The sequence below is a fragment of the Stenotrophomonas sp. 220_Sma genome (genome assembly GCF_056487375.1).
Genome location: NZ_CM151348.1, coordinates 1,924,500 through 1,948,361 on the forward strand (window position 1 = coordinate 1,924,500; position 23,862 = coordinate 1,948,361).

Below are 23,862 nucleotides of genomic sequence, written 5' to 3' on the forward strand. Positions count from 1 at the left end.
ATCGGGATCCGTGCGGACCAACGGTCCGCACCTACCGAAGCCGGTTACGCCTCCGTACGGACCAAGGTCCGCACCCACCAATCAACGGTCCGTGCGGACCAAGGTCCGCACCCACCGGGGCGCCGGCGGTCATTTAACCCCGTGCAGATCCCGCAGCTGGCTCGGCCGGCTGCCGAAATACGCCGCCAGATCGGCGATGTCCTGATCACTCAGGTCCTTCGCCTGCGGCGTCATCAGCGCATGCTGGCGGTCACCGGCGCGGTAGGCCTGCAGCGCATGCGCCAGGTAATCACCGTACTGCCCACCCAGCTTCGGATAGGTCGCATCGATCGGCGCGTTGCCATCGGCGCCGTGGCAGTCGAGGCAGCTCTGGTTGGTGGCCTTGCTCTTCACCTTGGCGCGGGCTTCACCGGCGGCCTCGCGGCCTGGTGGCAGGCCGGCAGAGGATGAAGAACCGTGTTCGCCGCTGGCATGGCCCGGGTCGGCGGCGGATTTCTCGCTGTTTTCCACCTGCGACTGTGAACAGGCGGCCAGCAGCAGGGCAACGGACAGCGCGATGGCGTGACGCATCGGATGCGCGGCTTTCGACATGGGCGGGCCTTACTTGACGGTGGACAGGTAAACAGAGAGATCGGCGATCTCCTGTTCGCTGAAACTCATCGACTGCGCCTGCATCGTCGGATGCCTGCGCTTGCCCTGGCGGTACTCGGTCAGGGCCTGGGCCAGGTACTGCTGGGTCTGGCCGCCGATCTTCGGCACCCGGTAGCTGGGGTAGGCGTTCTTGTAGCCGGTGATGCCGTGGCACCCCTGGCAGGTGTAGGCCAGCACGCGGCCATTGTCGAAGTTGCCGGTGGGGGCGGCAGGCGCCGGGGCAGCGGCGGGAGCCGGGGCCGGGGCAGGTGTGGCAGGAGCAGGAGCGGGCTGTGCCGCGGCCCCAAGGGGCAGGAGGACGGCCAGAGCGAGACAAGCGGCGAGCGGCTGCGGGCGCATGGTGTCGTTTCCGGGGATTCGGGTCTGGTCGTTCCGGCGTGGGGTACGGAACGACCCGAGTATAGCCCCAGGTTTCATCTAGCTGAAATGGGGGGCGGGCCGACCGGTGGCACGAAGACACCATGACCTTTGGGATATGGTGTTGCCGTGAAGTGGTGCATTACTTTGCTACCACACCTGTCCACGCATCCTCCAGGGATCTGACGATGTCTCACCCAACCTTCCTGTCCGGCCGCCGCAGCGGAATCTGCGCTGCCGCACTGCTGATCTCCACCTCCCTGCTGCTGGGCGGTTGCGCCGCAGGGCCCAATTCCGAAGCCAAGGCCGCCGAGACCAAGGAGGAGAAGAAGGTCGACGCGGTTCCGGTCGAGGTGGCCGTGGCGAGCCATCGCGCGGTCGCCGCCAGCTACACCGGCACCGCTGCGCTGGAGCCGCGTGCCGAGTCGCAGGTGGTCGCCAAGACCTCCGGCGTGGCGCTGGCGGTGCTGGTCGAGGAAGGCCAGCGGGTGACCGCCGGCCAGCCGCTGGTGCGTCTGGACCCGGACCGCGCGCGCCTGGCCGTGGCACAGAGCGAAGCGCAGATGCGCAAGCTGGAAAACAACTACCAGCGCGCGCAGAAACTGGTTGGCCAGCAGATGGTCAGCGCCGCCGATGTCGACCAGCTGCGTTACGACCTGGAAAACGTCCGCGCGCAGTACCGCCTGGCCACGCTGGAACTGTCCTACACCACGGTGGTGGCGCCGATCTCCGGCGTGATCGCGTCGCGCTCGATCAAGACCGGCAACTTCGTGCAGATCAACACGCCGATCTTCCGCATCGTCGACAACTCGCGGTTGGAAGCTACCCTCAACGTGCCCGAGCGCGAGCTGGCCACCCTGCGCGCCGGCCAGCCGGTGACGCTGGCCGCCGACGCGCTGCCGGGGCAGAGCTTCACCGGCACCGTCGACCGCATCGCACCGGTGGTGGATTCGGGCAGTGGCACGTTTCGCGTGGTCAGTGCCTTCGATGGCGCCGCGCACGCGTTGCAGCCCGGCATGTTCGGTCGCATCCGCATCGATTACGACCAGCGTGCCGATGCGCTGGTGGTGCCGCGCCTGGCGCTGCTCGACGATGGTGAGCCGGCGGTGTTCCGGGTGCGCGAAGGCAAGGTCGCACGCGTTCCGGTCAAGCTGGGTTACGCCGAGGGCCCGTGGGTGGAGATCCGTGATGGCCTGGCGGCCGGTGATCAGGTGGTCACCGCCGGCAAGGTCGCCCTGCGCGACGGCACCGCAGTGCAGGTGATCGCCGATCCGAAGGCAAAGGCGAAGACGGTCGCAGCATCGGCCAAGCCGGCAGACAAGGCCGGGAGCAAGCAATGACCGCCCCGGGCCACGACCACGGTGCCTCGCCGGCGAGCGACGGCGCCGCCGCCAGCATGCGCGGCGGTCTGGTGGAATTCGCCACCCGCCGCCGCGTGACCATCGCCATGTGCACGGTCACCCTGCTGCTGTTCGGCCTGATCGCGCTGGGCAACCTCAAGGTCAACCTGCTGCCCGACCTGAGCTACCCGACGCTGACCGTGCGCACCGAGTACACCGGTTCGGCGCCGACCGAAATCGAAACTCTGATCACCCAGCCGGTCGAAGAAGCGGTCGGCGTGGTCAAGAACCTGCGCAAGCTGAAGTCGGTCTCGCGCACCGGCCAGAGCGATGTAGTGCTGGAGTTCGCCTGGGGCACCAACATGGACCAGGCCAGCCTGGAGGTGCGCGACAAGATGGAAGCGCTGAACCTGCCACTGGAGGCCAAGGCCCCGGTGCTGCTGCGCTTCAATCCGTCCACCGAGCCGATCATGCGCCTGGTGCTGTCGAACAAGGTGGCGCCGACCAGCGATGCCGATGCGGTCCGTGAGCTGACCGGCCTGCGCCGCTATGCCGATGAAGACCTGAAGAAGAAGCTGGAGCCGGTCAGCGGCGTGGCGGCGGTCAAGGTCGGTGGCGGCCTCGAGGACGAGATCCAGGTCGACATCGACCAGCAGAAACTGGCCCAGCTGAACCTGCCGATCGACACCGTCATCAAGCGCCTGAAGGACGAGAACATCAACATCTCCGGCGGCCGCCTGGAGGAGGGTTCGCAGCGCTTCCTGGTGCGTACCGTCAACCAGTTCGCCGATCTGGAGGAGATCCGCAACCTGCTGGTCACCACCCAGGCGTCGAACGGCAGCGCGGCCGACTCGGCGTTGCAGCAGATGTTCAACATCGCCGCGTCGACCGGTTCGGCGGCAGCCATCGCGGCGGCATCGGCGGCGCAGAGCGCATCGTCCGGCGGTGGTTCCAGCGTGGTCGCCAACGGTGTGCCGGTGCGCCTGAAGGACGTGGCCACCGTGCGCCAGGGCTACAAGGAGCGCGAAGCGGTGATCCGCCTGGGCGGCAAGGAATCGGTGGAACTGGCGATCTACAAGGAAGGCGACGCCAATACCGTGTCCACCGCCGAAGCGCTGCGCAAGCGCCTGGAGCAGATCAAGGGCACGTTCCCGTCCGACGTCGAGATGACCACCATCGAGGACCAGTCGCGCTTCATCGAGCACGCCATCGCCGACGTCAAGAAGGATGCAGTGATCGGCGGCCTGCTGGCGATCCTGATCATCTTCCTGTTCCTGCGTGATGGCTGGAGCACGTTCGTGATCAGCCTGTCGCTGCCGGTCTCGATCATCGCCACATTCTTCTTCATGGGCCAGCTCGGCCTGAGCTTGAACGTGATGTCGCTGGGCGGTCTGGCACTGGCCACCGGCCTGGTGGTGGATGACTCGATCGTGGTGTTGGAGAGCATCGCCAAGGCGCGCGAGCGTGGCCTGGGCATCCTGCAGGCCGCCATCGCCGGTACCCGCGAAGTGAGCATGGCGGTGGTCGCCTCGACCCTGACCACCATCGCGGTGTTCCTGCCGCTGGTGTTCGTCGATGGCATCGCCGGCCAGTTGTTCCGCGACCAGGCGTTGACCGTGGCGATCGCCATCGCGATCTCGCTGCTGGTGTCGATGACCCTGATCCCGATGCTGAGCTCGCTGAAGGGACGGCCGCCGCTGGCGTTCCCGGAAGAAGCGCCGAACGAACCGTGGCAACCGCAGAACCGCTGGCAGAAGCCGGTGGCACTGGGCCGTCGTGGTGCCGTGGCGACCGCGCGCTGGAGCTTCTACGCGCTGGCCTGGCTGGTGGTGCGGGCGTGGCGTGGCGTGGTGGCGGTGGTCGGCCCGGTGATGCGCAAGGCCAGCGATCTGGCGATGAAGCCGTACGCCGGTGCCGAGCGTGGCTACCTGCGCCTGCTGCCGAGCGCACTGGCGCACCCGGGCAAGGTGCTGGGTGTCGCCTCGATCATCTTCGTGGCGACCATGGCGCTGGTGCCGATGCTCGGTGCCGACCTGATTCCGCAGCTGGCGCAGGACCGTTTCGAAATGACGGTGAAGCTGCCGGCCGGCACGCCGCTGAAGCAGACCGATGCGCTGGTGCGTGAACTGCAGCTGGCACACGGCAAGGGCGAAGGCGTGGCCTCGCTGTACGGTGTCAGTGGCAGTGGCACCCGCCTGGATGCCAGCCCGACCGAGAGCGGCGAGAACATCGGCAAGCTGACCGTGGTGATGGAAGGCGGCGGCAATGCGCGTACCGAAGCGGAGATCACCGAGCGCCTGCGTGACACCATGGGTCAGCATCCGGGGGCACAGGTCGACTTCGCGCGGCCGGCGTTGTTCAGCTTCTCCACGCCGCTGGAAATCGAGCTGCGCGGGCAGGACATGGCCACGCTGGAAGTGGCCGGCCAACGCCTGGCGGCGCTGCTGCGCGGTAACGCGCACTACGCCGACGTGAAGTCGACGGTGGAAGAAGGCTTCCCGGAAATCCAGATCCGCTTCGACCAGGAGCGTGCCGGTGCACTGGGCCTGACCACCCGCCAGATCGCCGACGTGGTGGTGAAGAAGGTGCGCGGCGATGTCGCCACCCGCTACAGCTTCCGTGACCGCAAGATCGACGTGCTGGTGCGTGCGCAGGAAGGCGACCGCGCCAGCGTGGAGAGCATCCGCCGGCTGATCGTCAATCCGGGCAGCACCCGTCCGGTCACGCTGGACGCGGTAGCCGAAGTGGTCGCCACCACTGGCCCCAGTGAGATCCACCGTGCCGACCAGACCCGGGTGGCGGTGGTGTCGGCCAACCTGCGCGACATCGATCTTGGCGCGGCCATGCGCGAAGTGCAGCAGATGGTCGCCGAGCAGCCGCTGGGTGCGGGTGTCGGCCTGCACATCGGTGGCCAGGGTGAGGAGTTGGCGCAGGCGGCGAAGTCGCTGATCTTCGCCTTCGGCCTGGCGATCTTCCTGGTGTATCTGGTGATGGCTTCGCAGTTCGAATCGCTGCTGCACCCGTTCGTGATCCTGTTTACCATCCCGCTGGCGCTGGTCGGTGCGATCCTGGCGCTGATGCTGACCGGGAAGCCCATTTCGGTGGTGGTGTTCATCGGCCTGATCCTGCTGGTCGGCCTGGTCACCAAGAACGCGATCATCCTGATCGACAAGGTCAACCAGCTGCGCGAGGCCGGCGTGGCCAAGCACGAGGCGCTGGTGGAAGGCGCGCGCTCGCGCCTGCGGCCGATCATCATGACCACGCTGTGCACGCTGTTCGGCTTCCTGCCGTTGGCGGTGGCGATGGGCGAGGGCGCCGAAGTGCGCGCGCCGATGGCGATCACCGTGATCGGTGGCCTGCTGGTGTCGACCCTGCTGACTCTGCTGGTGATCCCGGTGGTGTACGACCTGATGGACCGTCGCGGCGATGCGTATTACCGCGAACGTGGTCGCAAGCATGCCGGTGAGATCGAGCCGGGTGCAGCGGGCAGTGCGGCGGGTACGGAGGAACCGGCATGAGTGTGGCCGAGTTCTCCATCCGCCGTCCGGTCACCACCATCATGTGTTTCGTGTCGCTGGTGGTGATCGGCCTGATCGCTTCGTTCCGGTTGCCGTTGGAAGCGCTGCCGGACATCTCCGCGCCGTTCCTGTTCGTGCAGATCCCGTACACCGGCTCGACCCCGGAGGAAGTGGAGCGGACCATCATCCGCCCGGTTGAGGAATCGCTGGCGACAATGACCGGCATCAAGCGCATGCGCTCGTCGGCCACCTCCGAGGCGGCGCTGATCTACATCGAGTTCAGCGACTGGGACCGCGACATTGCGATCGCCGCGTCCGACGCGCGCGAGCGCATCGATGCGATCCGCAGCGACCTGCCCGACGACCTGCAGCGCTACAACGTGTTCAAGTGGTCCAGCAGTGATCAGCCGGTGCTGAAGGTGCGCCTGGCCAGCACCACCGACCTGACCACCGCGTACGACATGCTCGACCGCGAGTTCAAGCGGCGCATCGAACGCATTCCCGGCGTGGCGCGTGTCGACATCACCGGCGCGCCGCCGAACGAGGTCGAGATCGCCATTGATCCGAACCGCCTCAACGCGCACGGCCTGAGCATCAATGAACTGAGCGAGCGCCTGCGCACGCTGAATTTCTCGATCTCGGCCGGGCAGATCGACGACAACGGCCAGCGCGTGCGCGTGCAGCCAGTGGGTGAGATCACCGACCTGCAGGAAATGCGCGATCTGGTGATCAACGCCAAGGGCCTGCGCCTGGGGGACATCGCCGATGTGCGCCTGAAGCCGGCGCGGATGAACTACGGCCGCCGTCTCGATGGCAACCCGGCGGTTGGCCTGGATATCTTCAAGGAGCGCAGTGCCAATCTGGTGGAAGTGTCGCGCGCGGCATTGGCCGAGGTTGAATCGATCCGTGCCGAAGCGTCGATGCGCGACGTGCAGATCAAGGTGATCGACAACCAGGGCAAGGCGGTGACCTCCTCGCTGCTGGAACTGGCCGAGGCCGGTGCGGTCGGCCTGATCCTTTCGATCACGGTGCTGTTCTTCTTCCTGCGCCATTGGCCGTCCACGCTGATGGTGACCCTGGCCATTCCGATCTGCTTCACCATCACCCTGGGCTTCATGTACTTCGTCGGGGTGACGCTGAACATCCTGACCATGATGGGCCTGCTGCTGGCGGTGGGCATGCTGGTCGACAACGCCGTGGTGGTGGTGGAGAGCATCTACCAGGAGCGCGAGCGCATGCCGGGGCAGCCGCGCCTGGCCTCGATCATCGGCACCCGCAACGTGGCCATCGCGCTCAGTGCCGGTACGCTGTGCCACTGCATCGTGTTCGTGCCGAACCTGTTCGGCGAGACCAACAACATCAGCATCTTCATGGCGCAGATCGCGATCACCATCTCGGTCTCGCTGCTGGCCTCGTGGCTGGTCGCGGTCAGCCTGATCCCGATGTTGTCCGCGCGCATGGCCACGCCGAAGCTGGTGCACTCGCAGACCGGCGTGATCGCACGCCTGCAGCGGCGCTACGCGACACTGCTGGACTGGTCGCTGCGCCATCGCGGCTGGAGCCTGCTCGGCATCGTGCTGGTGGTGCTGGTCAGCCTGGTGCCGATGAAGCTGACCAAGGTCGACATGTTCGGTGGTGACGGCGGCAAGGACATCTTCATCGGCTACATGTGGAAGGGCGCCTACACCTACCGGCAGATGTCCGAGGAAGTGGCGCGGGTGGAGAACTGGATCGACGCCAACCGCGAGCGCCTGCACGTCAAGCAGGTGTATTCCTGGTACAGCGAGCAGGAAGGCAGCTCCACCGTGGTCACCCTGGACGAGAAGTACGCCAAGGACATCAAGGCGCTGCAGGAAGAGCTGCGCAAGGGCCTGCCGAAGTCGGCCCGCACCGACTACTTCGTTGGCAACCAGGGCGGTGATGGCGGCGGTGGCGGCAACCAGGGCGTGCAGGTGCAGCTGGTCGGCGACTCCAGTTCGATGCTGCAGGAGATCGGCCAGGAAGTGGTGCCGCTGCTGGCCCAGCGCGCCGAGCTGCGCGATGTGCGCATCGACAACGGCGAAAAGGGTGGTGAACTGAAGGTGCGCGTCGACCGCGAGCGTGCGGCGGCGTTCGGCTTCAATGCCGAACAGGTAGCCAGCTTCGTCGGCCTGGCCCTGCGCGGTGCACCGATGCGCGAGTTCCGCCGCGGCGACAACGAAGTGCCGGTATGGGTGCGCTTCGCCGGTGCCGAGCAGAGCAGCCCGGAAGACCTGGCCGGTTTCAGCGTGCGCACCGGCGATGGCCGCAGCGTGCCACTGCTGAGCCTGGTCACCGTCGATGTCGGTTCGTCAGCCACCCAGATCGGACGCACCAACCGCCAGACCACGCTGACCATCAAGGCCAACCTGGCCGAGAAGGTCACCGCGCCGGATGGCCGCAAGGCGATGGAGTCGGTGCTCAAGCCGATGAACTTCCCGGCCGGCTATGGCTTCACCTTCGATGGCGGTGACTACGGCAACGACGACGAAGCGATGCAGCAGATGGTGTTCAACCTGCTGATCGCGCTGGTGATGATCTACGTGGTGATGGCGGCGGTGTTCGAGTCGCTGCTGTTCCCGGCGGCGATCATGAGTGGCGTGCTGTTCTCGATCTTCGGTGTGTTCTGGTTGTTCTGGATCACCGGTACCTCGTTCGGAATCATGTCCTTCATCGGCATCCTGGTGCTGATGGGCGTGGTGGTGAACAACGGCATCGTGATGATCGAGCACATCAACAACCTGCGGCGCGGCGGCATGGGACGCACCCAGGCGCTGGTGGAGGGCTCACGCGAGCGATTGCGGCCAATCATGATGACCATGGGCACGGCGATCCTGGCGATGGTGCCGATCTCGCTGACCAGTACGCAGATGTTCGGCAACGGCCCGGAGTACGCACCGATGGCGCGCGCGATTGCCGGCGGCCTGGCGTTCTCGACCGTGGTCAGCCTGCTGTTCCTGCCGACGATCTATGCAGTGCTGGATGACCTGCGCAGTGCGGTCACGCGACTGATCCGCCGCGCCCGCGGTCTGGAGATCGTGCCGGGTACCCCGGTGTAGTGGTCGAGCTTGCTCGACCGTAATGCGCGCCAACGTGTTGTGGTGTGGGGGAGGCCGGTCGTAGTGGGGCGGCCTCCCCCTTTTTTTGATGTTCTGCGCAGAGCATGCTGGGCCGATCTTTGCGGTCGGCGTAAAGCGTGCCAACCAAGGTTGGCACCTGCCGGTCGCGCGCGCAGATGCGGTGCGGCCGGTAGCGCCGGGCCATGCCCGGCGGGGCGTTGCAATCAACCGGCGACCTTGCCCCACACCTTGAACGTGGTCAGCCACAGGCCCAGCATGCTGCCGATGTTGGTCAGCATGAAGGTCAGCACCACGCGGGTGACGCGGTTGCGATACCAGCCCTTCAGGCTCTGCGCATCGTCGCGCAGCTTCAGGAAGTCCTCATACGCCGGCTTGCGCAGGCGCGCTTCCACCAGGGCCGAGAATGCGCCAGTCGGGATGCTCAGGCGGAACGGCTTGAACGGCGCCACCGCGATCGCGGTGAGGATGCTCAGCGGATGGCCGCCGGCCAGCAGGCAGCCCAGGCCGGCGAGGCCGCCGGTATACATCGCCCAGGTCGCCAGCAGTTCGGTGCCCACGCCCAGGCCACCGCGGTAGAAGCCTACGCCGATGCCGGTCGCCACGATGGCCAGGATGCCCAGCGTGAACCACGGAATGTTGCGCTTCTTCGGCACCGCTTCCAGCTCGGCGCGCAGCGGTGCCGGTGCTTCGGTGTCGGTTTCCAGGTAGCGCGCCAGCCCGGCCAGGTGGCCGGCACCCACCACCGCCAGCACTTCACGCTGCTGCGGGTCGTGTTCCTCGCGCAGGCGCGTGGCCATGTAGCGGTCGCGCTCGCCGATGATGGTCTCGTACAGCGCCGGGCTCTCGCTGGCGAACTCGCCGAAGCTCGACTCCAGCATGTCGCCCTGCTTGAGCTTCTCGATCTCGTTTTCGCCCACTTCCTCGGATGAGAACAGACCTGCGCCAAGCCCGGCGACCAGCTTCAGCTTGCCGAAGAAGCCCAGCCGTTGCGAGGCACGGCGGAAGGTCAGGCCGACTTCACGGTCGATCAGGTGTACCGGCAGGTTGCGCTCGCGCGCCAGTTCCACCGCGCGCTTCAGTTCGGCGCCCGGCTCGATGTCGAGCTGTTCGGCCAGGCGGCGCTGGTAGGCGGACAGGGCCAGGTTGGCGGCGAACAGGGCGACGCGGCCCTTGCGGATCACCTCGACCAGGTCGAGCTTGGCCAGGGTGTCTGGGTCGCTCAGGGCCTGCAGGCGCTGCGGATCGAGCTCGACGGCCACCGCGTCGAAGCGGCCACTGTCGATCGCTTTTTCCACCGCTTCGACGCTGGCGCGGGAAACGTGCGCGGTGCCGAGCAGGGTGTAGCGCACGCCGTCGCGTTCAACGATGCGCACCGGCTGGCCGGCGAACAGGTCGTCGCCGGTGTCAGGAAGGGTTTCAGTCATGGGTTCATTCATTGGAAGGTGCGGTGTCGGCGCCATCGCCGAGCGCGCGCTGCATCTGCACGGTATCCAGCCAGCGGCCGTGCTTGCGGCCAAGGCCACGGAACACGCCGATCAGCTCGAAGCCGAAGCGTTCGTGCAGCTTGATCGACGCGGCGTTGGTCGGTTCGCCGATCACGGCCACCATCTGCCGGTAACCACGCGCCACGCAGGCATCGATCAAGGCCTGCAGCAGGCCGGTGCCCACGCCCTGGCCCTGGAAGCGGGCATCGACGTAGACCGAGTTCTCCACGGTCCACTGGTAGGCGATGCGGGTGCGGTAGGTGTTGGCGTAGGCATAGCCGGCCACCTGGCCGTCGATCTCGGCGACCAGGTAGGGGAAGCCGCGATCGATGATGTCGCGCATACGGCGCAGCATCTCGGTCGCGTCGGGGATGTCGTACTCGTAGGTGTTGACGAAGTCGGTCACTTCCACCGCGTAGATCGCGGTGATCGCGGCGATGTCGGCCGGGCCGGCATCACGGATGAGGACGGCCATGCGCGGGCTCCGGCTCAGTCGATGTAGCGCTTGAGCAGGTCACCGTACGCGTCGATGCGGCGATCGCGCAGGAACGGCCAGATACGGCGCACGTGCTCGCTGCGCTGCAGGTCGACATCGCACAGCAGCACGGTGGCGTCGGTGCCGGCTTCGGCCAGGAATTCGCCCTGCGGGCCGAGCACGTGGCTGTTGCCCCAGAACTGGATGCCCGAAGCACCCAGCGGCGAGGCTTCGTGACCGACGCGGTTGCAGCTCAGCACCGGCAGGCCGTTGGCCACGGCGTGGCCGCGGTGGCTCAGCACCCAGGCGTCGCGCTGGCGGGTCTTCTCGTCCTGCACGTCGTCCGGGTCCCAGCCGATCGCGGTCGGGTACAGCAGCAGTTCGGCGCCGGCCAGCGCCATCAGGCGTGCCGCTTCCGGATACCACTGGTCCCAGCACACCAGCACGCCGAGGCGGCCCACCGAGGTATCGATCGGCTTGAAGCCGATGTCGCCCGGGGTGAAGTAGAACTTTTCGTAGAAGCCCGGGTCGTCCGGGATATGCATCTTGCGGTACTTGCCCAGCAGCGTACCGTCCTTCTCGAACACCACCGCGGTGTTGTGGTACAGGCCGGCAGCACGGCGCTCGAACAGCGAGCCGACCAGCACCACGCCATGCTTCTTCGCCAGCGCGCCGAGGCGCTCGGTGCTCGGGCCGGGGATCGGCTCGGCCAGGTCGAACTCGTCCACCGATTCGTGCTGGCAGAAGTACGGGCCGTTATGCAGTTCCTGCAGCAGCACCAGCTTGGCACCCTGCGCAGCCGCCTCGGCCACGCGTGCTTCGATCACCGCCAGGTTGGCGGCGGCATCACCGTGGGTGCGCTCCTGGATCAGGGCGACGGTAAGGGGGCTGCGCGAGTTCATGCGGGGCGTTCCTGCGGGGGAAAACCTGCATGTTAGCGCGGATGGGCGGCGACGGCGTGTCGCGCGCTGAATGGGTGCTGGTAGTGCCGGCCGCTGGCCGGCAACCCCGTCAATCCATCAGGCATTGCATGGTTGCCGGCCAGCGGCCGGCACTACCCATCCTCAGGCCTTCAACAACCCGGCCGGCAGCTGCATGGTGATGCAGTGCAGGCTGCCGTTCTGCCAGATCAGCGAGCGGCAGGGCACCTGCACGATTTCGCGGCCCGGGTGCGCCTGCGCCAGTACATCGCGGGCCAGGTCGTCGGCCGGATCGCCATAGGCCGGCATCAGCACCGCACCATTGACGATCAGGTAGTTGGCGTACGACGCAGCCAGGCGGCGGCCTTCGTCGATCACCGGCTGTGCCCACGGCAGCGGGAACAGGCGGTACGGCTGGCCATCCTTGGTACGCAGCGCGGCCAGCTCATTGCCCATCGCCTGCAGTTCGGCGTAGTGCGAGTCGCTCTCGTCGTCGCAGGCCTGGTAGACGATGCTGTCAGCCGAGGCGAAGCGGGCGAGGGTGTCGATGTGCGCGTCGGTGTCGTCGCCTTCCAGGTAGCCGTGGTCCAGCCACAGCACGCGGTCCTGCTGCAGCCAGTCGGCCAGGTCGGCGCTCAGGCTGGCGCGGTCGCGGTCCGGGTGGCGCTCGTGCAGGCACTTCCAGGTGGTCAGCAGGGTGCCTTCGCCGTCGGTCTCGATGCCGCCGCCTTCCAGCGCGAACGGAATGCTGCGCACCGGTGCGTCGTTGAACACGCCGGCCTGGTCAAGCACGCCCACCAGCTGGTCATCCAGGGTGGCGTCGAACTTGCCGCCCCAGCCGGTGAAGCGGAAATCCAGCAGCTGGAAGCCGCCGTCGGCACGGCGCAGGGTGATCGGGCCGGAGTCGCGCAACCAGGTATCGTCGTAGGCCGCCGTGGTGAAGTGGACCTTGTCCATGTCGATGCGGTTGGAGCGCAGCCGCATCTCGGCATAGGTCTCCACATCGTCGTCGGCCACGCAGATCAGCACCGGCTGGAAGCGGGTGATGGCCGCGACCAGCGCGATGTAGGTCTCTTCCACCTGGCCCAGGCGGTCGGCCCAGTCGGTGTCGGCGGTGGGCCAGGCAATCAGGACGCCGCTCTGGGCTTCCCACTCGGCAGGAAAACGAAGGGTCTGGTTCATGGTCTCGCTACACAGGCCCGCCCACGGCGGGTAAAGGGATCAACGGATCGGCGGTTTCGGGCCGATTTCGTTCGGGTCCGCCTGGTTGGCCACCACGTCGATCACCTTCTGCTTCTCGAAGTAGACGGTGAACTGCGGGTACACCCAGCGGTTGATGGTCGGCCATTGCCGCTTCTGCCCGCCACGCGGCTGCAGCTGCTCGCTTGGCGCGCCGAACTGCGCCTGTACCTGCTGCATGCTCTGGCCGCGCACGGGCAGGGCACCGGCCGGCTTCTCGCGGGCACGGTCGACAAGCAGGGTATCGGCCAGCGCCGGCGTGGTGGCGGCCAGGGTGGCCATCACGGCCAAGGCGGACAGGTAACGCTTCATCTCGATCTACTCCCCAGTGGTCAAGAAAGGCGATTACAGCAAAAACGGCAGGAAAAAGCCGCATAAACAAAAAACCGCCCGAAGGCGGCTTTTTGCATCGGGTCGGCCCCGCGTAGGGCCAGCCGCAGCCGCGAAGGCTGTTGGGCTTAGCGCTGACGCGCCTTGAAACGCGGGTTCGACTTGCAGATGACGAAGATCTTGCCACGACGACGCACGACCTTGCAGTCACGGTGACGGGCCTTCGCCGACTTCAGGGAGGACAGGACTTTCATGGCATACCTCGGCGTAAACAGTAGTTGTTCGGGTGGAGCGTGGCCGCGATATGCGAAAGACAATCGGCAGTTGACGCTCGTTCAAGCCCGCCATTCTACCGGGCTTTTCCTCGTGGTTTCAAGTGGTTGCACAAAAGATCCCATTGGGGGCGTCTGACAGGGGCTAGAATGACCCCTTCACACGCTCTGGGAACCCCATGAATCCACTCGCTCCCGTCCTGACCATCGACGGCCCTTCAGGGGCTGGCAAGGGTACCATCAGCCGCATCATCGCGCGCCGGATGGGCTGGCATTACCTGGATTCGGGCGCGCTGTACCGGGCGGTGGGCGTGGCCGCGAGCTGGGCCGATATCGATACCTCCGATGCCTCGGCGCTGGTCCGCTGCACCTTTGATACCCACGTTCAGTTTGTCGAGCAGGGTGAAGCCATGCGGGTCATGGTGAACGGGACCGATGCCACCGACGAGCTGCGCCTGGAGACCACCGGCGCGCTGGCCTCGGCCATCGCCGCCATTCCCGAGGTCCGGGCTGCCCTGAAGGAGCGCCAGCGCGCATTCAGGGAGCTGCCCGGCCTGGTCGCCGATGGCCGCGACATGGGCACGGTGATCTTCAAGGATGCCCCCTACAAGGTCTTCCTGACCGCCAGTGCCGAGGAGCGCGCCGAGCGCCGGCATAAGCAGTTGAAAGACAAGGGGGTTTCTGTTAACTTTGATGACCTCCTGCGCGAGATCATGGCCCGCGACGCCCGTGATGCTCAGCGTACCGTGGCGCCCCTGAAGCCGGCAGACGATGCTGTCCTCATCGACACCACAGGCATCGGCATCGCAGATGTCGTTGCCAGAGTGATGGATCTGCTTCCGGTTCCGGCTGCCTGATCCGTTCGCGCGGGAGCACTGCCAGCAGCATCGGTGGTGGTCGCGCATAGCAGTGCTGTACCAGCTCCGTCGCGCAATGATGCGTGGCGGTTTTCCTACTACACACGACCTGCGTTTCCGGGGTCGACCAACAGGCGGGCGGTCGCCATTCCCCTGAAGGGGACGCCACCGACCCATGTGTCCAACAGAGTAAATCTAATGACCGAATCATTTGCCGAACTGTTTGAAGCCAGCCAGGCCAATCTGGCCAAGCTGAAGCCGGGCGCCATCGTCAGCGGTACCGTTGTTGAAGTCCGCGGCGACGTCGTGGTGATCAACGCTGGCCTGAAGTCCGAAGGCATCGTGCCGATCGAACAGTTCCGTAACGACGCTGGCGAAATCGACGTCGCCGAAGGCGACATCGTCAAGGTCGCCCTCGACTCGATCGAGAACGGCTTCGGCGAAACCGTCCTGTCGCGCGAGAAGGCCAAGCGCGCGATGGTGTGGGACGAGCTGGAAGAAGCGTTGGAAAAGAACGAAACCATCACCGGCCGCATCAGCGGCAAGGTCAAGGGTGGTTTCACCGTGGACATCAAGGATGTCCGCGCCTTCCTGCCGGGTTCCCTGGTCGATGTGCGCCCGGTGCGCGATCCGGCCTACCTGGAAGGCAAGGAACTCGAGTTCAAGCTCATCAAGCTGGACCGCAAGCGTAACAACGTCGTGGTCTCGCGCCGCGCTGTCGTCGAAAGCGAGCACTCGGAAGAGCGCGAGCAGCTGATGGACAAGCTGCAGGAAGGCGCGATCCTGAAGGGTGTCGTCAAGAACCTGACCGATTACGGCGCGTTCGTGGACCTGGGCGGTATCGACGGCCTGCTGCACATCACCGACATGGCGTGGAAGCGCGTGCGTCACCCGTCGGAAGTCGTGAACGTCGGCGACGAGCTGGACGTCCGCGTGCTGAAGTTCGACCGCGAGCGCAACCGCGTTTCGCTGGGCCTGAAGCAGCTGGGCGAGGATCCGTGGGACAACATCGGCCGTCGTTACCCGGCCAACAGCCGCGTCTTCGGCAAGGTCTCCAACGTCACCGATTACGGTGCGTTCGTTGAGATCGAGCCGGGCGTCGAAGGCCTGGTGCACGTCTCCGAGATGGATTGGACCAACAAGAACGTCAACCCGTCCAAGGTTGTCCAGGTTGGTGATGAAGTCGAAGTGATGGTGCTGGACGTCGATGAAGAGCGTCGCCGTATCTCGCTGGGCATGAAGCAGGTTGCCGCCAATCCGTGGGAAACCTTCGCTGCCACCCACAAGAAGGGTGACAAGGTGTCGGGCCAGATCAAGTCGATCACCGACTTCGGCATCTTCATCGGCCTGGACGGCGGCATCGACGGCCTGGTCCACCTGTCCGACATCAGCTGGAACACCACCGGCGAAGACGTCGTTCGCAACTTCAAGAAGGGCGATACCCTGGACGCCGTCGTCCTGGCTGTCGATCCGGAGCGCGAGCGCATCTCTCTGGGCGTGAAGCAGCTGGAGCAGGATCCGTTCGGCCAGTACATGGCTGCCAATCCGAAGGGCTCCAAGGTCGAAGGCGTGGTGAAGGAAGTCGACGCCAAGGGCGCGATCATCGAGCTGGCTGACGGCATCGAAGGTTACGTCTCGGCACGCGACATCGCCAACGAGCGCGTTGACGATGCCACCCAGCACCTGAAGGTCGGCGACAAGGTCGAAGCCAAGTTCGTGGGCATGGACCGCAAGGGCCGTACCCTGCAGCTGTCGATCAAGGCCAAGGACGACGCTGAAATGCGCGAAGTGCTGGAGGAATACCAGTCCTCTTCGGCTTCCAGCGGCACCACCCAGCTGGGCGCGCTGCTGCGTGCACAGCTGAACGGCAACAAGTCCGAGTAATCGGCCTTACGCTGTTCGTTGTTTCCTGGACGGCCCGGGCATTGCCCGGGCCGTTTCAGGCTGAGATACCCCTGATGTGAGCCGGTAATGACCAAATCCGAACTGATCGAAATCCTTGCGCGCCGCCAGGCGCACCTGAAGGCCGATGATGTCGATCTGGCGGTGAAGTCGTTGCTGGAAATGATGGGCGGATCGCTGTCCGCCGGGGATCGCATCGAAATCCGTGGTTTTGGCAGCTTCTCGCTGCACTATCGTCCGCCGCGCCTGGGTCGCAACCCGAAGACCGGCGAATCGGTTGCCCTGCCGGGCAAGCACGTCCCTCATTTCAAGCCGGGCAAGGAACTGCGTGAGCGGGTCAGCAGCGTGCTGCCGCTGGACGCCGATCCGGCCTGAGCCTCCCGTCGCGCCACCGCGTGCGAATCCAGCCGCGAGTCGGATAAGCTACGGACTCCTGCCACTGGAGCTGTCGCATGAAGGTTTTTCGTCTGCTGGTCCTGCTGGCGGTTCTGATCCTTGGGTTGATCATCGGTGCGGTCAACATGACCGCGATGTCGATCAACCTGCTGTTTACCCAACTGCATACCTCGGTGGGCGTGGCCCTGATCGCCGCGCTGCTGGTGGGTGTCATCGTCGGTGCCGGCCTGGTGCTGGTGAGCGTGGTCATTCCGCTCTACAGCCAGTTGCGCCGCGCCAACAAGTCCGCTGTCGCCACGCCGGCACCGGTTGCTTCCCCCCAATCTTTTGATGGACGCTGATCGAAGATGGATTTCGTCACCGAGTGGTTCTGGTTCTTCCTGTTCGTTCCGCTGGCCGCACTGGCCGGGTGGGTGATCGGACGGCGTGGTGGTCAACGCCACGGTGACAGCCAGGTCAGCCGCCTGTCCAGCACCTACTTCCGCGGCCTGAACTACCTGCTCAACGAACAGCCGGACAAGGCCATCGAGCTGTTCCTGCACATTGCCGAGCTGGACAAGGAAACCTTCGAGACCCAGGTCGCGCTGGGCCACCTGTTCCGCCGCCGCGGCGAAGTCGACCGCGCCATCCGCCTGCACCAGGGCCTGGTCAACCGCCACGACCTCAGCGATGCGCAACGCGTGCAGGCGCTGCTGGCACTGGGCGAGGACTACATGAAGTCCGGCCTGCTGGACCGCGCCGAGACCGTGTTCACCGAACTGGCCCAGCTGGACCAGCGTGCGCCGCAGGCACTCAAGCACCTGATCGGTATCTACCAGGCCGAGCGCGACTGGGAAAAGGCCATCGACAACGCGACCCGTTTCGAGGACGTCACCGGCGAGCCGATGGGCAAGCTGATCGGGCAGTTCGAGTGCGAACTGGCCGAACGCTTCCGCGGTGCTGGCAAGCTGGAAGAGGCGAGGGCAGCGATTGCCCGGGCCTACCAGGCCGATGCGATGTCGGTACGTGCCGGCATCATTGAAGGACGCCTGGAAACCGATGCCGGCAATCCGGAAGCGGCCGTGCGCGCCTTCGAGCGTGCCGCGCGCAACGACCCCGAATACCTGCCGGAACTGCTGCCGGCGCTGATGCAGAACTACCGCAAGGTGGGCGATCTGGCAGGCGCACGCGCGTTCCTGTCGGAGATGACCGAGCACTATCGCGGCATCGCCCCGGTGCTGGCGCTGACCCGCCTGATGGAAGAGCAGGAGGGTGTGGCCCCGGCCCGTGCCTACCTGGGCCGCCAGCTCAAGGATCGCCCGTCGGTGCGTGGCGAGTCCGCGCTGATCGACCTGACCCTGGCTGAAGGCGCCGATTCCACGGCGACCCTGCACGACCTGAAGCACATCACCGACCAGTTGCTGGTGCGCAATCCGGCCTATCGCTGCACCCGTTGTGGTTTCGGTGCGCGCACCCACCACTGGCAGTGCCCGAGCTGCAAGGAGTGGGGTACGGTCAAGCCGCTGCTGAACTACGCGGTGCTCTGATCCATGCCGTGGCTCGTGATGGGCGCGCTGCTGGGTCTGGCCCTGCTGAGTGCGGCACTGACCTGGGCGGCGCGGGGCTATGCGCTGCGCCGGCAACTGTTTGACCAGCCGGGCGAGCGCCGCAGCCATAGCGTGGCGACCCCCCGCGGCGGCGGCATCGCCATTGTCATCAGCCTGCTGGTGACCGCCGGTGTTGCCATGTGGGCCTGGCCCGAAGCGCGTCCGAGCCTGCTGGTCGCCAGCCTTGGCCTGGCGCTGGTGGCGGGTATCGGCTGGTGGGACGACCACCGGCCGCTGCCGGCCATGCGCCGCCTGATGGTGCACTTCATCGCCGCCGCGCTGCTGGCCGCGCTGGTCAAGGTCCACGGTGGCAGCTGGCTGCTGGCCGTACTGGTCCTGCTGTTCACCGCCTCGCTGATCAACATCTGGAATTTCATGGATGGGATCAACGGCATCGCGGCCAGCCAGGCCATCGTGGTCGCGCTGGGGCTGGCGCCGCTGCTGCCCTGGCCGTACTCGCTGGCGGCGGTCGCGTTGGGCCTGGCCTGCCTGGGCTTCCTGCCGTTCAACTTCCCGCGGGCCCGGATCTTCATGGGCGATGTCGGGAGTGGCGCGCTGGGCTACGCGGTGGCGGCAGTGCTGGCACTGGCCAGCGTCAAGACCGACATCCACTGGATCCTGCTGCTGGTGTCGGCATCGCCGTTCCTTGTGGACGCGGGCTTCACACTGCTGGCGCGCATCATTTCGGGACAACGCTGGATGGAACCCCATACCCAGCATGTCTACCAGCGCGCGGTGCAGGCAGGAGCCAGTCACGCCCAGGTAACAGGGATGTACTTTGCTTTGGGCCTGTTCAGTATTACAGTGCTTAATGTCTGCTCCAATTTGCAGCCGAGGTGGGAGGCTGCCGTGGCGTTCGCGTGGTTCATTGCGCTGAGCGTCCTCTGGCTCCTCCTGCGCAATGGATTGCGCCACCCAAAAGGAAATACCTGACTTATGGCTTCACCCTGGCGGGACAGAATCCTCGGCCTGATGCCGCGTTCGGCCATCGTCTGCCACGACCTGTTCATGGTCTGGGCATGCTGGCAGCTGCTCCACGCGGGGCGGTATTCGATCCTGGCCAACGCCCCCGAGCTCCCTCTCTGGAACGTCGACACCACGCTGGTGCTGCTGCTGCAGGGCATGGTGTTCTGGCGCGTGGGTCTCTATCGGGGCCTGTGGCGGTTCGCCAGCGTCAGCGACCTGCTGAACATCTTCAAGGCCAGCTTCATCGGCATGGTCGCCATCGTGCTGGTGCTGATGTGGAAGCGCTTCGACGGCGTGCCGATGTCGGTGCTGGTGATCTATCCGTTCGCGCTGTCGGCGCTGCTGGGCGCGCCGCGCCTGCTGTACCGGGCCTGGAAGGACTATCAGGCACTGCAGTCGGACTCGTCCGCGCGCCGCGTGCTGATCCTGGGTGCCGGCCAGGCCGCCGAGACCCTGGTCCGTGACCTGCGCCGTTCCGGTAATTTCGAGCCGGTCGGCCTGCTGGACGACGCGCCGCACCTGCGCGGCGCCAAGCTGCAGGGCCTGCCGATCCTCGGCACCCTGGACGATGCGCCGACAGTGGTCCGGGAGACGGCGGCCAAGCTGCTGGTGATCGCCATTCCGTCACTGGACGCGGCGGGCATGCAGCGGATCGTCGCCATCTGTGAAAGTACCGGTGTGCCGTTCCGCACCGTGCCCAAGCTCAGCGACATCCTGCAGGGCCAGTCGCTGCCGGGGCAGCTGAAGGAAGTGGCGATCGAGGATCTGCTGGGCCGCAAGCCGATCATGCCGGACTGGAACCTGATCCGTGGCTGGCTGGGCGGGCGTACGGTGATGGTCACCGGTGCCGGCGGTTCGATCGGCTCCGAGCTCTGCCGCCAGTGCGCACGGCATGGTGCCGGCCGCATCATCCTGCTCGAGATCAGCGAACTGCTGCTGCTGACCATCGAAGGCGAGCTGCGGCGCAGCTTCCCCGATGTCGAGATCGAAGCGGTGCTGGGCGACTGCGGTGACCCGGCGGTGATCCGCCACGCCCTGTCGCTGCATCCGGTCGACACCGCCTTCCACGCGGCTGCCTACAAGCACGTGCCGGTGCTGGAGCGGCAGCTGCGCGAAGCGGTGCGCAACAACATCCTGGCCACCGAGAACGTGGCCCGCGCCTGTCTGGAAGCGCGCGTTGAGCATTTCGTGTTCATCTCCACCGACAAGGCGGTCGACCCGGTCAATGCACTGGGCGCCAGCAAGCGCTATGCGGAGATGATCTGCCAGAGCCTGGACCAGAAGTCCACGCATACCCGTTTCGTCACGGTGCGCTTCGGCAACGTGCTGGCCTCGGCCGGCAGCGTGGTGCCGCTGTTCCGCGAACAGATCCTGCGTGGCGGTCCGGTGACCGTCACCGACCCGGAAGTCAGTCGCTACTTCATGACCATCCCGGAGGCCTGCCAGCTGATCCTGCAGGCGGCCGCTTCGGCATCGCATGGTGCGATCTATACGCTCGACATGGGCGAGCCGGTGCCGATCCGCGTGCTGGCCGAGCAGATGATCCGCCTGGCCGGCAAGCAGCCGTACAAGGACATTCCGATCATCTACACCGGGCTGCGTCCGGGCGAGAAGCTGCACGAGACGCTGTTCTATTCGGACGAGGACTACCGTTCCACCGCGCACCCGAAGATTCTCGAGGCCGGTGTACGTACGTTCTCGCGTGACCTGGTGCTGGGCAATGTCCCGCGCCTGCGCGATGCCGTGGCTGGTTACGACACGACCAGCATCCAGGAGATCCTGTTCGCGACGATGCCGGAGTTCTCTCCCATCGAACAGGATGCTTACATTTCATCCGCTAAAGTCGTGCCCTTTCCGGCACGTGAGGCCAACAGGCACCAATGAGCAAGCGAATTCGCAAGGCAGTTTTTCCAGTGGCAGGGCTCGGGACGCGCTTTTTGCCGGCAACCAAGACGGTTCCGAAGGAAATGTTGCCGATCATTGATCGTCCGCTGATCCAGTACGCGGTCGATGAAGCGATTGAAGCCGGTTGCGACACGCTGGTGTTCATCACCAACCGCTACAAGCATGCCGTGGCCGACTACTTCGACAAGGCCTACGAACTGGAGCAGAAGCTCGAGCGCGCCGGCAAGCAGGAGCAGCTGGAGATGATCCGCCATGTGCTGCCCAATGGCGTGCGCGCGATCTTCGTGACCCAGGCCGAAGCACTGGGCCTGGGCCATGCGGTGCTGTGCGCCAAGGCCGTGATCGGTGACGAGCCGTTCGCGGTGCTGCTGCCGGACGACCTGATCTGGAACCGCGGCGACGGCGCACTGAAGCAGATGGCCGACCTCAACGAGGCCAGTGGTGCCAGCGTGATCGCCGTTGAAGACGTGCCGCACGACAAGACTGCCAGCTACGGCATCGTTGCCACTGATGCGTTCGACGGCCGCAAGGGCCGCATTTCGCAGATCGTGGAGAAGCCCAAGCCGGAGGACGCGCCGAGCGACCTGGCGGTGGTTGGCCGTTATGTGCTGAGCCCGAAGATTTTCGAGTTGCTGGAACAGACCGGCAGTGGTGCCGGTGGCGAGATCCAGCTGACCGATGCGATCGCGCAGCTGCTGAAGACCGAAGAGGTCGATGCCTACCGCTTCGAGGGCACCCGCTTCGACTGCGGCACGCACCTGGGGCTGGTGGAGGCGACGATCCGTTTCGCGCTGGACAACCCGAAGCTGGCAGGGCCGGCGCGGGAGAAACTGACGGCGATGTTGGCGGATTAAGGGTTCTATCAAGCGCTCCGTGCTGCGCCTTGATTGATACGTGGGGGAGGGGGCGGATGGCCCTCTCCAAAACACGCCAAAGCCCTTCCATGGTGCTCGATGGCGCCATCCATGGCGCCAACGGTTTTGGAGAGGGCCATCCGCCCCTCTCGACAGTTTCCGTGCGGCGCGGACGGGAAGGGCGGAATCAAAGCACAAGCAAAAAAGGCAGCCGATGGCTGCCTTTTTTGCTTGTTGGGGTCGGATCCCTTTGCGCTGCAAAGGGCTCTGACCCCTGCCTTTGCCCCTGCCTTTGCTCACCCCTCCGCCGCGTGGAATGTTGGCTGGCACGGGTGGGTGAGGCTGACCGGGACCGTTGGCGCCATGGATGGCGCCATCGGGCCCCCAGGGACGGGTTCACGGCGTGTCCCGGGCAGTCTCACCCACCCGGGCCCTGCAGTACGCCGACATCCCGACCGGCAACGCTTTGAACCTTACAGCGCCTCGAAAATACCCGCTGCGCCCATGCCGGTGCCGATGCACATCGTCACCATGCCGTACTTCTGCTGGCGACGACGCAGGCCGTGCAGCAGGGTCGCGGTACGGATCGCGCCGGTCGCACCCAGCGGGTGGCCCAGGGCAATCGCGCCACCCAGCGGGTTGACCTTGCTCGGGTCCAGGCCGCAATCTCGGATCACCGCCAGCGACTGCGCGGCGAACGCTTCGTTCAGTTCAATCCAGTCCAGCTGGTCCTGGGTCAGGCCCGCCTGCTTCAGTGCCTTCGGGATCGCGGCGATCGGGCCGATGCCCATCACTTCCGGGCGCACGCCGGCTACCGAGAAGCTGACGAAACGGGCCAGCGGGGTCAGGCCGTAGTCCTTGATCGCCTGTTCCGAGGCCAGCAGCACGGCACCGGCGCCGTCGCTCATCTGCGACGAGTTGCCAGCAGTGACGGTGCCGCCGAACTGGCCGTTGCGGAACACCGGGCGCAGCTTGGCCAGGCCTTCAGCCGAGGAATCCGGGCGCGGGCCTTCGTCGGTGTCGGCGATCTTGTTGCGGGTGATGATGCGCTGGCCATCGGCCAGGTCCGGCAGGTGCGAGACGATTTCGTACGGGCTGATCTCGTCCTTGAAGTCGCCGTTCTGGATCGCGGCCATGGCCTTCTGGTGCGAGGCCAGGGCGAAGGCGTCCTGGTCTTCGCGCGAGACCTTCCACTCTTCGGCCACCTTCTCGGCGGTGATGCCCATGCCGTAGGCGATGGCGACGTGGTCGTTGTCGAACACGCTCGGCGCCATGGCGATCTTGTTGCCCATCATCGGCACCATCGACATCGATTCGGTGCCACCGGCCAGCATCAGGTCGGCATTGCCCAGGCGGATCGCGTCGGCGGCCTGCGCCACGGCCTGCAGGCCGGAGGAGCAGAAGCGGTTCACGGTCTGCGCGGCGATGGTGTTGGGCAGGCCAGCCAGCAGCACGCCGATGCGCGCCACGTTCATGCCCTGCTCGGCTTCCGGCATGGCGCAGCCGATGATCGCGTCATCGATGCGGTTGACGTCCACGCCCGGGGCCTGGGCGACGACGCTGCGCAGCACGTGCGCAAGCATGTCGTCGGGGCGGGTGTTGCGGAACATGCCCTTGGGCGCCTTGCCAACCGGGGTACGGGTGGCGGCGACGATGTAGGCGTCCTGGATTTGCTTGGTCATTGCAGTGATCTCTCGAATAGGTTTTGTAGA

Annotated in this window: 20 protein-coding genes; 11 read left to right on the forward strand and 9 right to left on the reverse strand. The window is 65.9% G+C overall.

The window, feature by feature from the left end; translation table 11 throughout:
• Positions 1–129 precede the first annotated feature (129 nt).
• Together ACZLIB_RS09160 and ACZLIB_RS09165 are read right to left on the reverse strand one after the other, a co-directional pair.
• Complete coding sequence (locus ACZLIB_RS09160; protein ID WP_049423686.1) at positions 130–591, reverse strand: c-type cytochrome; 462 nt, start codon at positions 589–591, stop codon at positions 130–132.
• Between the two features lie 9 nt (positions 592–600).
• Positions 601–990: a c-type cytochrome gene (locus tag ACZLIB_RS09165; RefSeq protein WP_005413034.1), complete on the reverse strand. Its 390-nt coding sequence runs from the start codon at positions 988–990 to the stop codon at positions 601–603.
• A gap of 206 nt (positions 991–1,196) precedes the next feature.
• Between ACZLIB_RS09165 and ACZLIB_RS09170 the strand changes: the two genes are divergently transcribed.
• From ACZLIB_RS09170 to ACZLIB_RS09180, 3 genes are read left to right on the forward strand one after another with little or no spacing between them, the layout of a single operon-like run.
• The gene (locus ACZLIB_RS09170) at positions 1,197–2,348 is read left to right on the forward strand and encodes an efflux RND transporter periplasmic adaptor subunit (RefSeq protein ID WP_121503068.1); all 1,152 of its coding nucleotides are present in this window, start codon (positions 1,197–1,199) and stop codon (positions 2,346–2,348) included.
• Positions 2,345–5,866, forward strand: coding sequence for an efflux RND transporter permease subunit (locus ACZLIB_RS09175; protein ID WP_478469649.1), 3,522 nt, complete (start codon positions 2,345–2,347; stop codon positions 5,864–5,866). The genes ACZLIB_RS09170 and ACZLIB_RS09175 overlap by 4 nt, the downstream gene beginning before the upstream one ends.
• Positions 5,863–8,943: an efflux RND transporter permease subunit gene (locus tag ACZLIB_RS09180; RefSeq protein WP_478469651.1), complete on the forward strand. Its 3,081-nt coding sequence runs from the start codon at positions 5,863–5,865 to the stop codon at positions 8,941–8,943. Before ACZLIB_RS09175 ends, ACZLIB_RS09180 begins: the two co-directional genes overlap by 4 nt.
• Before the next feature lie 224 nt (positions 8,944–9,167).
• On the opposite strand, the gene ACZLIB_RS09185 is transcribed toward ACZLIB_RS09180, so the two are convergent.
• From ACZLIB_RS09185 to ykgO, 6 genes are all read right to left on the reverse strand, one after another.
• Positions 9,168–10,388, reverse strand: a complete 1,221-nt coding sequence (locus tag ACZLIB_RS09185; RefSeq protein WP_100437560.1) for a TraB/GumN family protein — start codon at positions 10,386–10,388, stop codon at positions 9,168–9,170.
• Positions 10,389–10,392: 4 nt separating this feature from the next.
• Complete coding sequence (locus ACZLIB_RS09190) at positions 10,393–10,923, reverse strand: N-acetyltransferase family protein (RefSeq protein ID WP_478469653.1); 531 nt, start codon at positions 10,921–10,923, stop codon at positions 10,393–10,395.
• Between the two features lie 14 nt (positions 10,924–10,937).
• Entirely contained in the window at positions 10,938–11,825 is an 888-nt protein-coding gene (locus tag ACZLIB_RS09195; RefSeq protein WP_478469654.1) for a carbon-nitrogen hydrolase, read from the reverse strand.
• A gap of 162 nt (positions 11,826–11,987) precedes the next feature.
• Positions 11,988–13,025, reverse strand: a complete 1,038-nt coding sequence (locus ACZLIB_RS09200; RefSeq protein WP_032130076.1) for an agmatine deiminase family protein — start codon at positions 13,023–13,025, stop codon at positions 11,988–11,990.
• A gap of 39 nt (positions 13,026–13,064) precedes the next feature.
• Positions 13,065–13,394 (reverse strand): hypothetical protein, encoded by a 330-nt coding sequence (locus ACZLIB_RS09205; RefSeq protein WP_404830375.1) that lies wholly within the window; start codon positions 13,392–13,394, stop codon positions 13,065–13,067.
• 146 nt (positions 13,395–13,540) lie between these two features.
• A complete protein-coding gene (gene ykgO, locus ACZLIB_RS09210) occupies positions 13,541–13,666 on the reverse strand; it encodes a type B 50S ribosomal protein L36 (RefSeq protein ID WP_005409283.1) in 126 nt (41 codons plus the stop codon).
• Between the two features lie 197 nt (positions 13,667–13,863).
• Between ykgO and cmk the strand changes: the two genes are divergently transcribed.
• The 8 genes from cmk to galU all read left to right on the forward strand — a co-directional run bounded on the left by cmk (position 13,864) and on the right by galU (position 22,150).
• Positions 13,864–14,541 (forward strand): (d)CMP kinase, encoded by a 678-nt coding sequence (gene cmk / locus ACZLIB_RS09215; RefSeq protein ID WP_049399452.1) that lies wholly within the window; start codon positions 13,864–13,866, stop codon positions 14,539–14,541.
• Between the two features lie 198 nt (positions 14,542–14,739).
• Entirely contained in the window at positions 14,740–16,425 is a 1,686-nt protein-coding gene (rpsA, locus tag ACZLIB_RS09220) for a 30S ribosomal protein S1 (RefSeq protein WP_005416230.1), read from the forward strand.
• Between the two features lie 87 nt (positions 16,426–16,512).
• Positions 16,513–16,818: an integration host factor subunit beta gene (locus ACZLIB_RS09225; protein ID WP_005409286.1), complete on the forward strand. Its 306-nt coding sequence runs from the start codon at positions 16,513–16,515 to the stop codon at positions 16,816–16,818.
• Between the two features lie 77 nt (positions 16,819–16,895).
• Positions 16,896–17,180: a LapA family protein gene (locus tag ACZLIB_RS09230; protein WP_010484569.1), complete on the forward strand. Its 285-nt coding sequence runs from the start codon at positions 16,896–16,898 to the stop codon at positions 17,178–17,180.
• A gap of 6 nt (positions 17,181–17,186) precedes the next feature.
• Positions 17,187–18,365, forward strand: a complete 1,179-nt coding sequence (gene lapB / locus ACZLIB_RS09235) for a lipopolysaccharide assembly protein LapB (RefSeq protein WP_005416232.1) — start codon at positions 17,187–17,189, stop codon at positions 18,363–18,365.
• Between the two features lie 3 nt (positions 18,366–18,368).
• Positions 18,369–19,358 carry an MraY family glycosyltransferase gene (locus ACZLIB_RS09240; protein WP_049462301.1) on the forward strand — a complete coding sequence of 330 codons (990 nt, stop codon included), beginning with the start codon at positions 18,369–18,371 and terminating at the stop codon, positions 19,356–19,358.
• Positions 19,359–19,361: 3 nt separating this feature from the next.
• Complete coding sequence (locus ACZLIB_RS09245; RefSeq protein WP_032130079.1) at positions 19,362–21,275, forward strand: polysaccharide biosynthesis protein; 1,914 nt, start codon at positions 19,362–19,364, stop codon at positions 21,273–21,275.
• Positions 21,272–22,150, forward strand: a complete 879-nt coding sequence (gene galU, locus ACZLIB_RS09250; protein ID WP_182267645.1) for a UTP--glucose-1-phosphate uridylyltransferase GalU — start codon at positions 21,272–21,274, stop codon at positions 22,148–22,150. The genes ACZLIB_RS09245 and galU overlap by 4 nt, the downstream gene beginning before the upstream one ends.
• A gap of 473 nt (positions 22,151–22,623) precedes the next feature.
• Here galU and ACZLIB_RS09255 read toward each other — a convergent pair whose 3' ends face one another.
• Positions 22,624–23,832, reverse strand: a complete 1,209-nt coding sequence (locus ACZLIB_RS09255) for an acetyl-CoA C-acyltransferase (protein WP_057500646.1) — start codon at positions 23,830–23,832, stop codon at positions 22,624–22,626.
• Positions 23,833–23,862 lie beyond the last annotated feature (30 nt).

Bases quoted from the DNA above. Each gene is read 5' to 3' on its own strand.
- ACZLIB_RS09160 (WP_049423686.1), bottom strand. From the start codon at position 591: ATGTCGAAAGCCGCGCATCCGATGCGTCACGCCATCGCGCTGTCCGTT.
- ACZLIB_RS09165 (WP_005413034.1), bottom strand. From the start codon at position 990: ATGCGCCCGCAGCCGCTCGCCGCTTGTCTCGCTCTGGCCGTCCTCCTG.
- ACZLIB_RS09170 (WP_121503068.1), top strand. From the start codon at position 1,197: ATGTCTCACCCAACCTTCCTGTCCGGCCGCCGCAGCGGAATCTGCGCT.
- ACZLIB_RS09175 (WP_478469649.1), top strand. From the start codon at position 2,345: ATGACCGCCCCGGGCCACGACCACGGTGCCTCGCCGGCGAGCGACGGC.
- ACZLIB_RS09180 (WP_478469651.1), top strand. From the start codon at position 5,863: ATGAGTGTGGCCGAGTTCTCCATCCGCCGTCCGGTCACCACCATCATG.
- ACZLIB_RS09185 (WP_100437560.1), bottom strand. From the start codon at position 10,388: ATGACTGAAACCCTTCCTGACACCGGCGACGACCTGTTCGCCGGCCAG.
- ACZLIB_RS09190 (WP_478469653.1), bottom strand. From the start codon at position 10,923: ATGGCCGTCCTCATCCGTGATGCCGGCCCGGCCGACATCGCCGCGATC.
- ACZLIB_RS09195 (WP_478469654.1), bottom strand. From the start codon at position 11,825: ATGAACTCGCGCAGCCCCCTTACCGTCGCCCTGATCCAGGAGCGCACC.
- ACZLIB_RS09200 (WP_032130076.1), bottom strand. From the start codon at position 13,025: ATGAACCAGACCCTTCGTTTTCCTGCCGAGTGGGAAGCCCAGAGCGGC.
- ACZLIB_RS09205 (WP_404830375.1), bottom strand. From the start codon at position 13,394: ATGAAGCGTTACCTGTCCGCCTTGGCCGTGATGGCCACCCTGGCCGCC.
- ykgO (WP_005409283.1), bottom strand. From the start codon at position 13,666: ATGAAAGTCCTGTCCTCCCTGAAGTCGGCGAAGGCCCGTCACCGTGAC.
- cmk (WP_049399452.1), top strand. From the start codon at position 13,864: ATGAATCCACTCGCTCCCGTCCTGACCATCGACGGCCCTTCAGGGGCT.
- rpsA (WP_005416230.1), top strand. From the start codon at position 14,740: ATGACCGAATCATTTGCCGAACTGTTTGAAGCCAGCCAGGCCAATCTG.
- ACZLIB_RS09225 (WP_005409286.1), top strand. From the start codon at position 16,513: ATGACCAAATCCGAACTGATCGAAATCCTTGCGCGCCGCCAGGCGCAC.
- ACZLIB_RS09230 (WP_010484569.1), top strand. From the start codon at position 16,896: ATGAAGGTTTTTCGTCTGCTGGTCCTGCTGGCGGTTCTGATCCTTGGG.
- lapB (WP_005416232.1), top strand. From the start codon at position 17,187: ATGGATTTCGTCACCGAGTGGTTCTGGTTCTTCCTGTTCGTTCCGCTG.
- ACZLIB_RS09240 (WP_049462301.1), top strand. From the start codon at position 18,369: ATGCCGTGGCTCGTGATGGGCGCGCTGCTGGGTCTGGCCCTGCTGAGT.
- ACZLIB_RS09245 (WP_032130079.1), top strand. From the start codon at position 19,362: ATGGCTTCACCCTGGCGGGACAGAATCCTCGGCCTGATGCCGCGTTCG.
- galU (WP_182267645.1), top strand. From the start codon at position 21,272: ATGAGCAAGCGAATTCGCAAGGCAGTTTTTCCAGTGGCAGGGCTCGGG.
- ACZLIB_RS09255 (WP_057500646.1), bottom strand. From the start codon at position 23,832: ATGACCAAGCAAATCCAGGACGCCTACATCGTCGCCGCCACCCGTACC.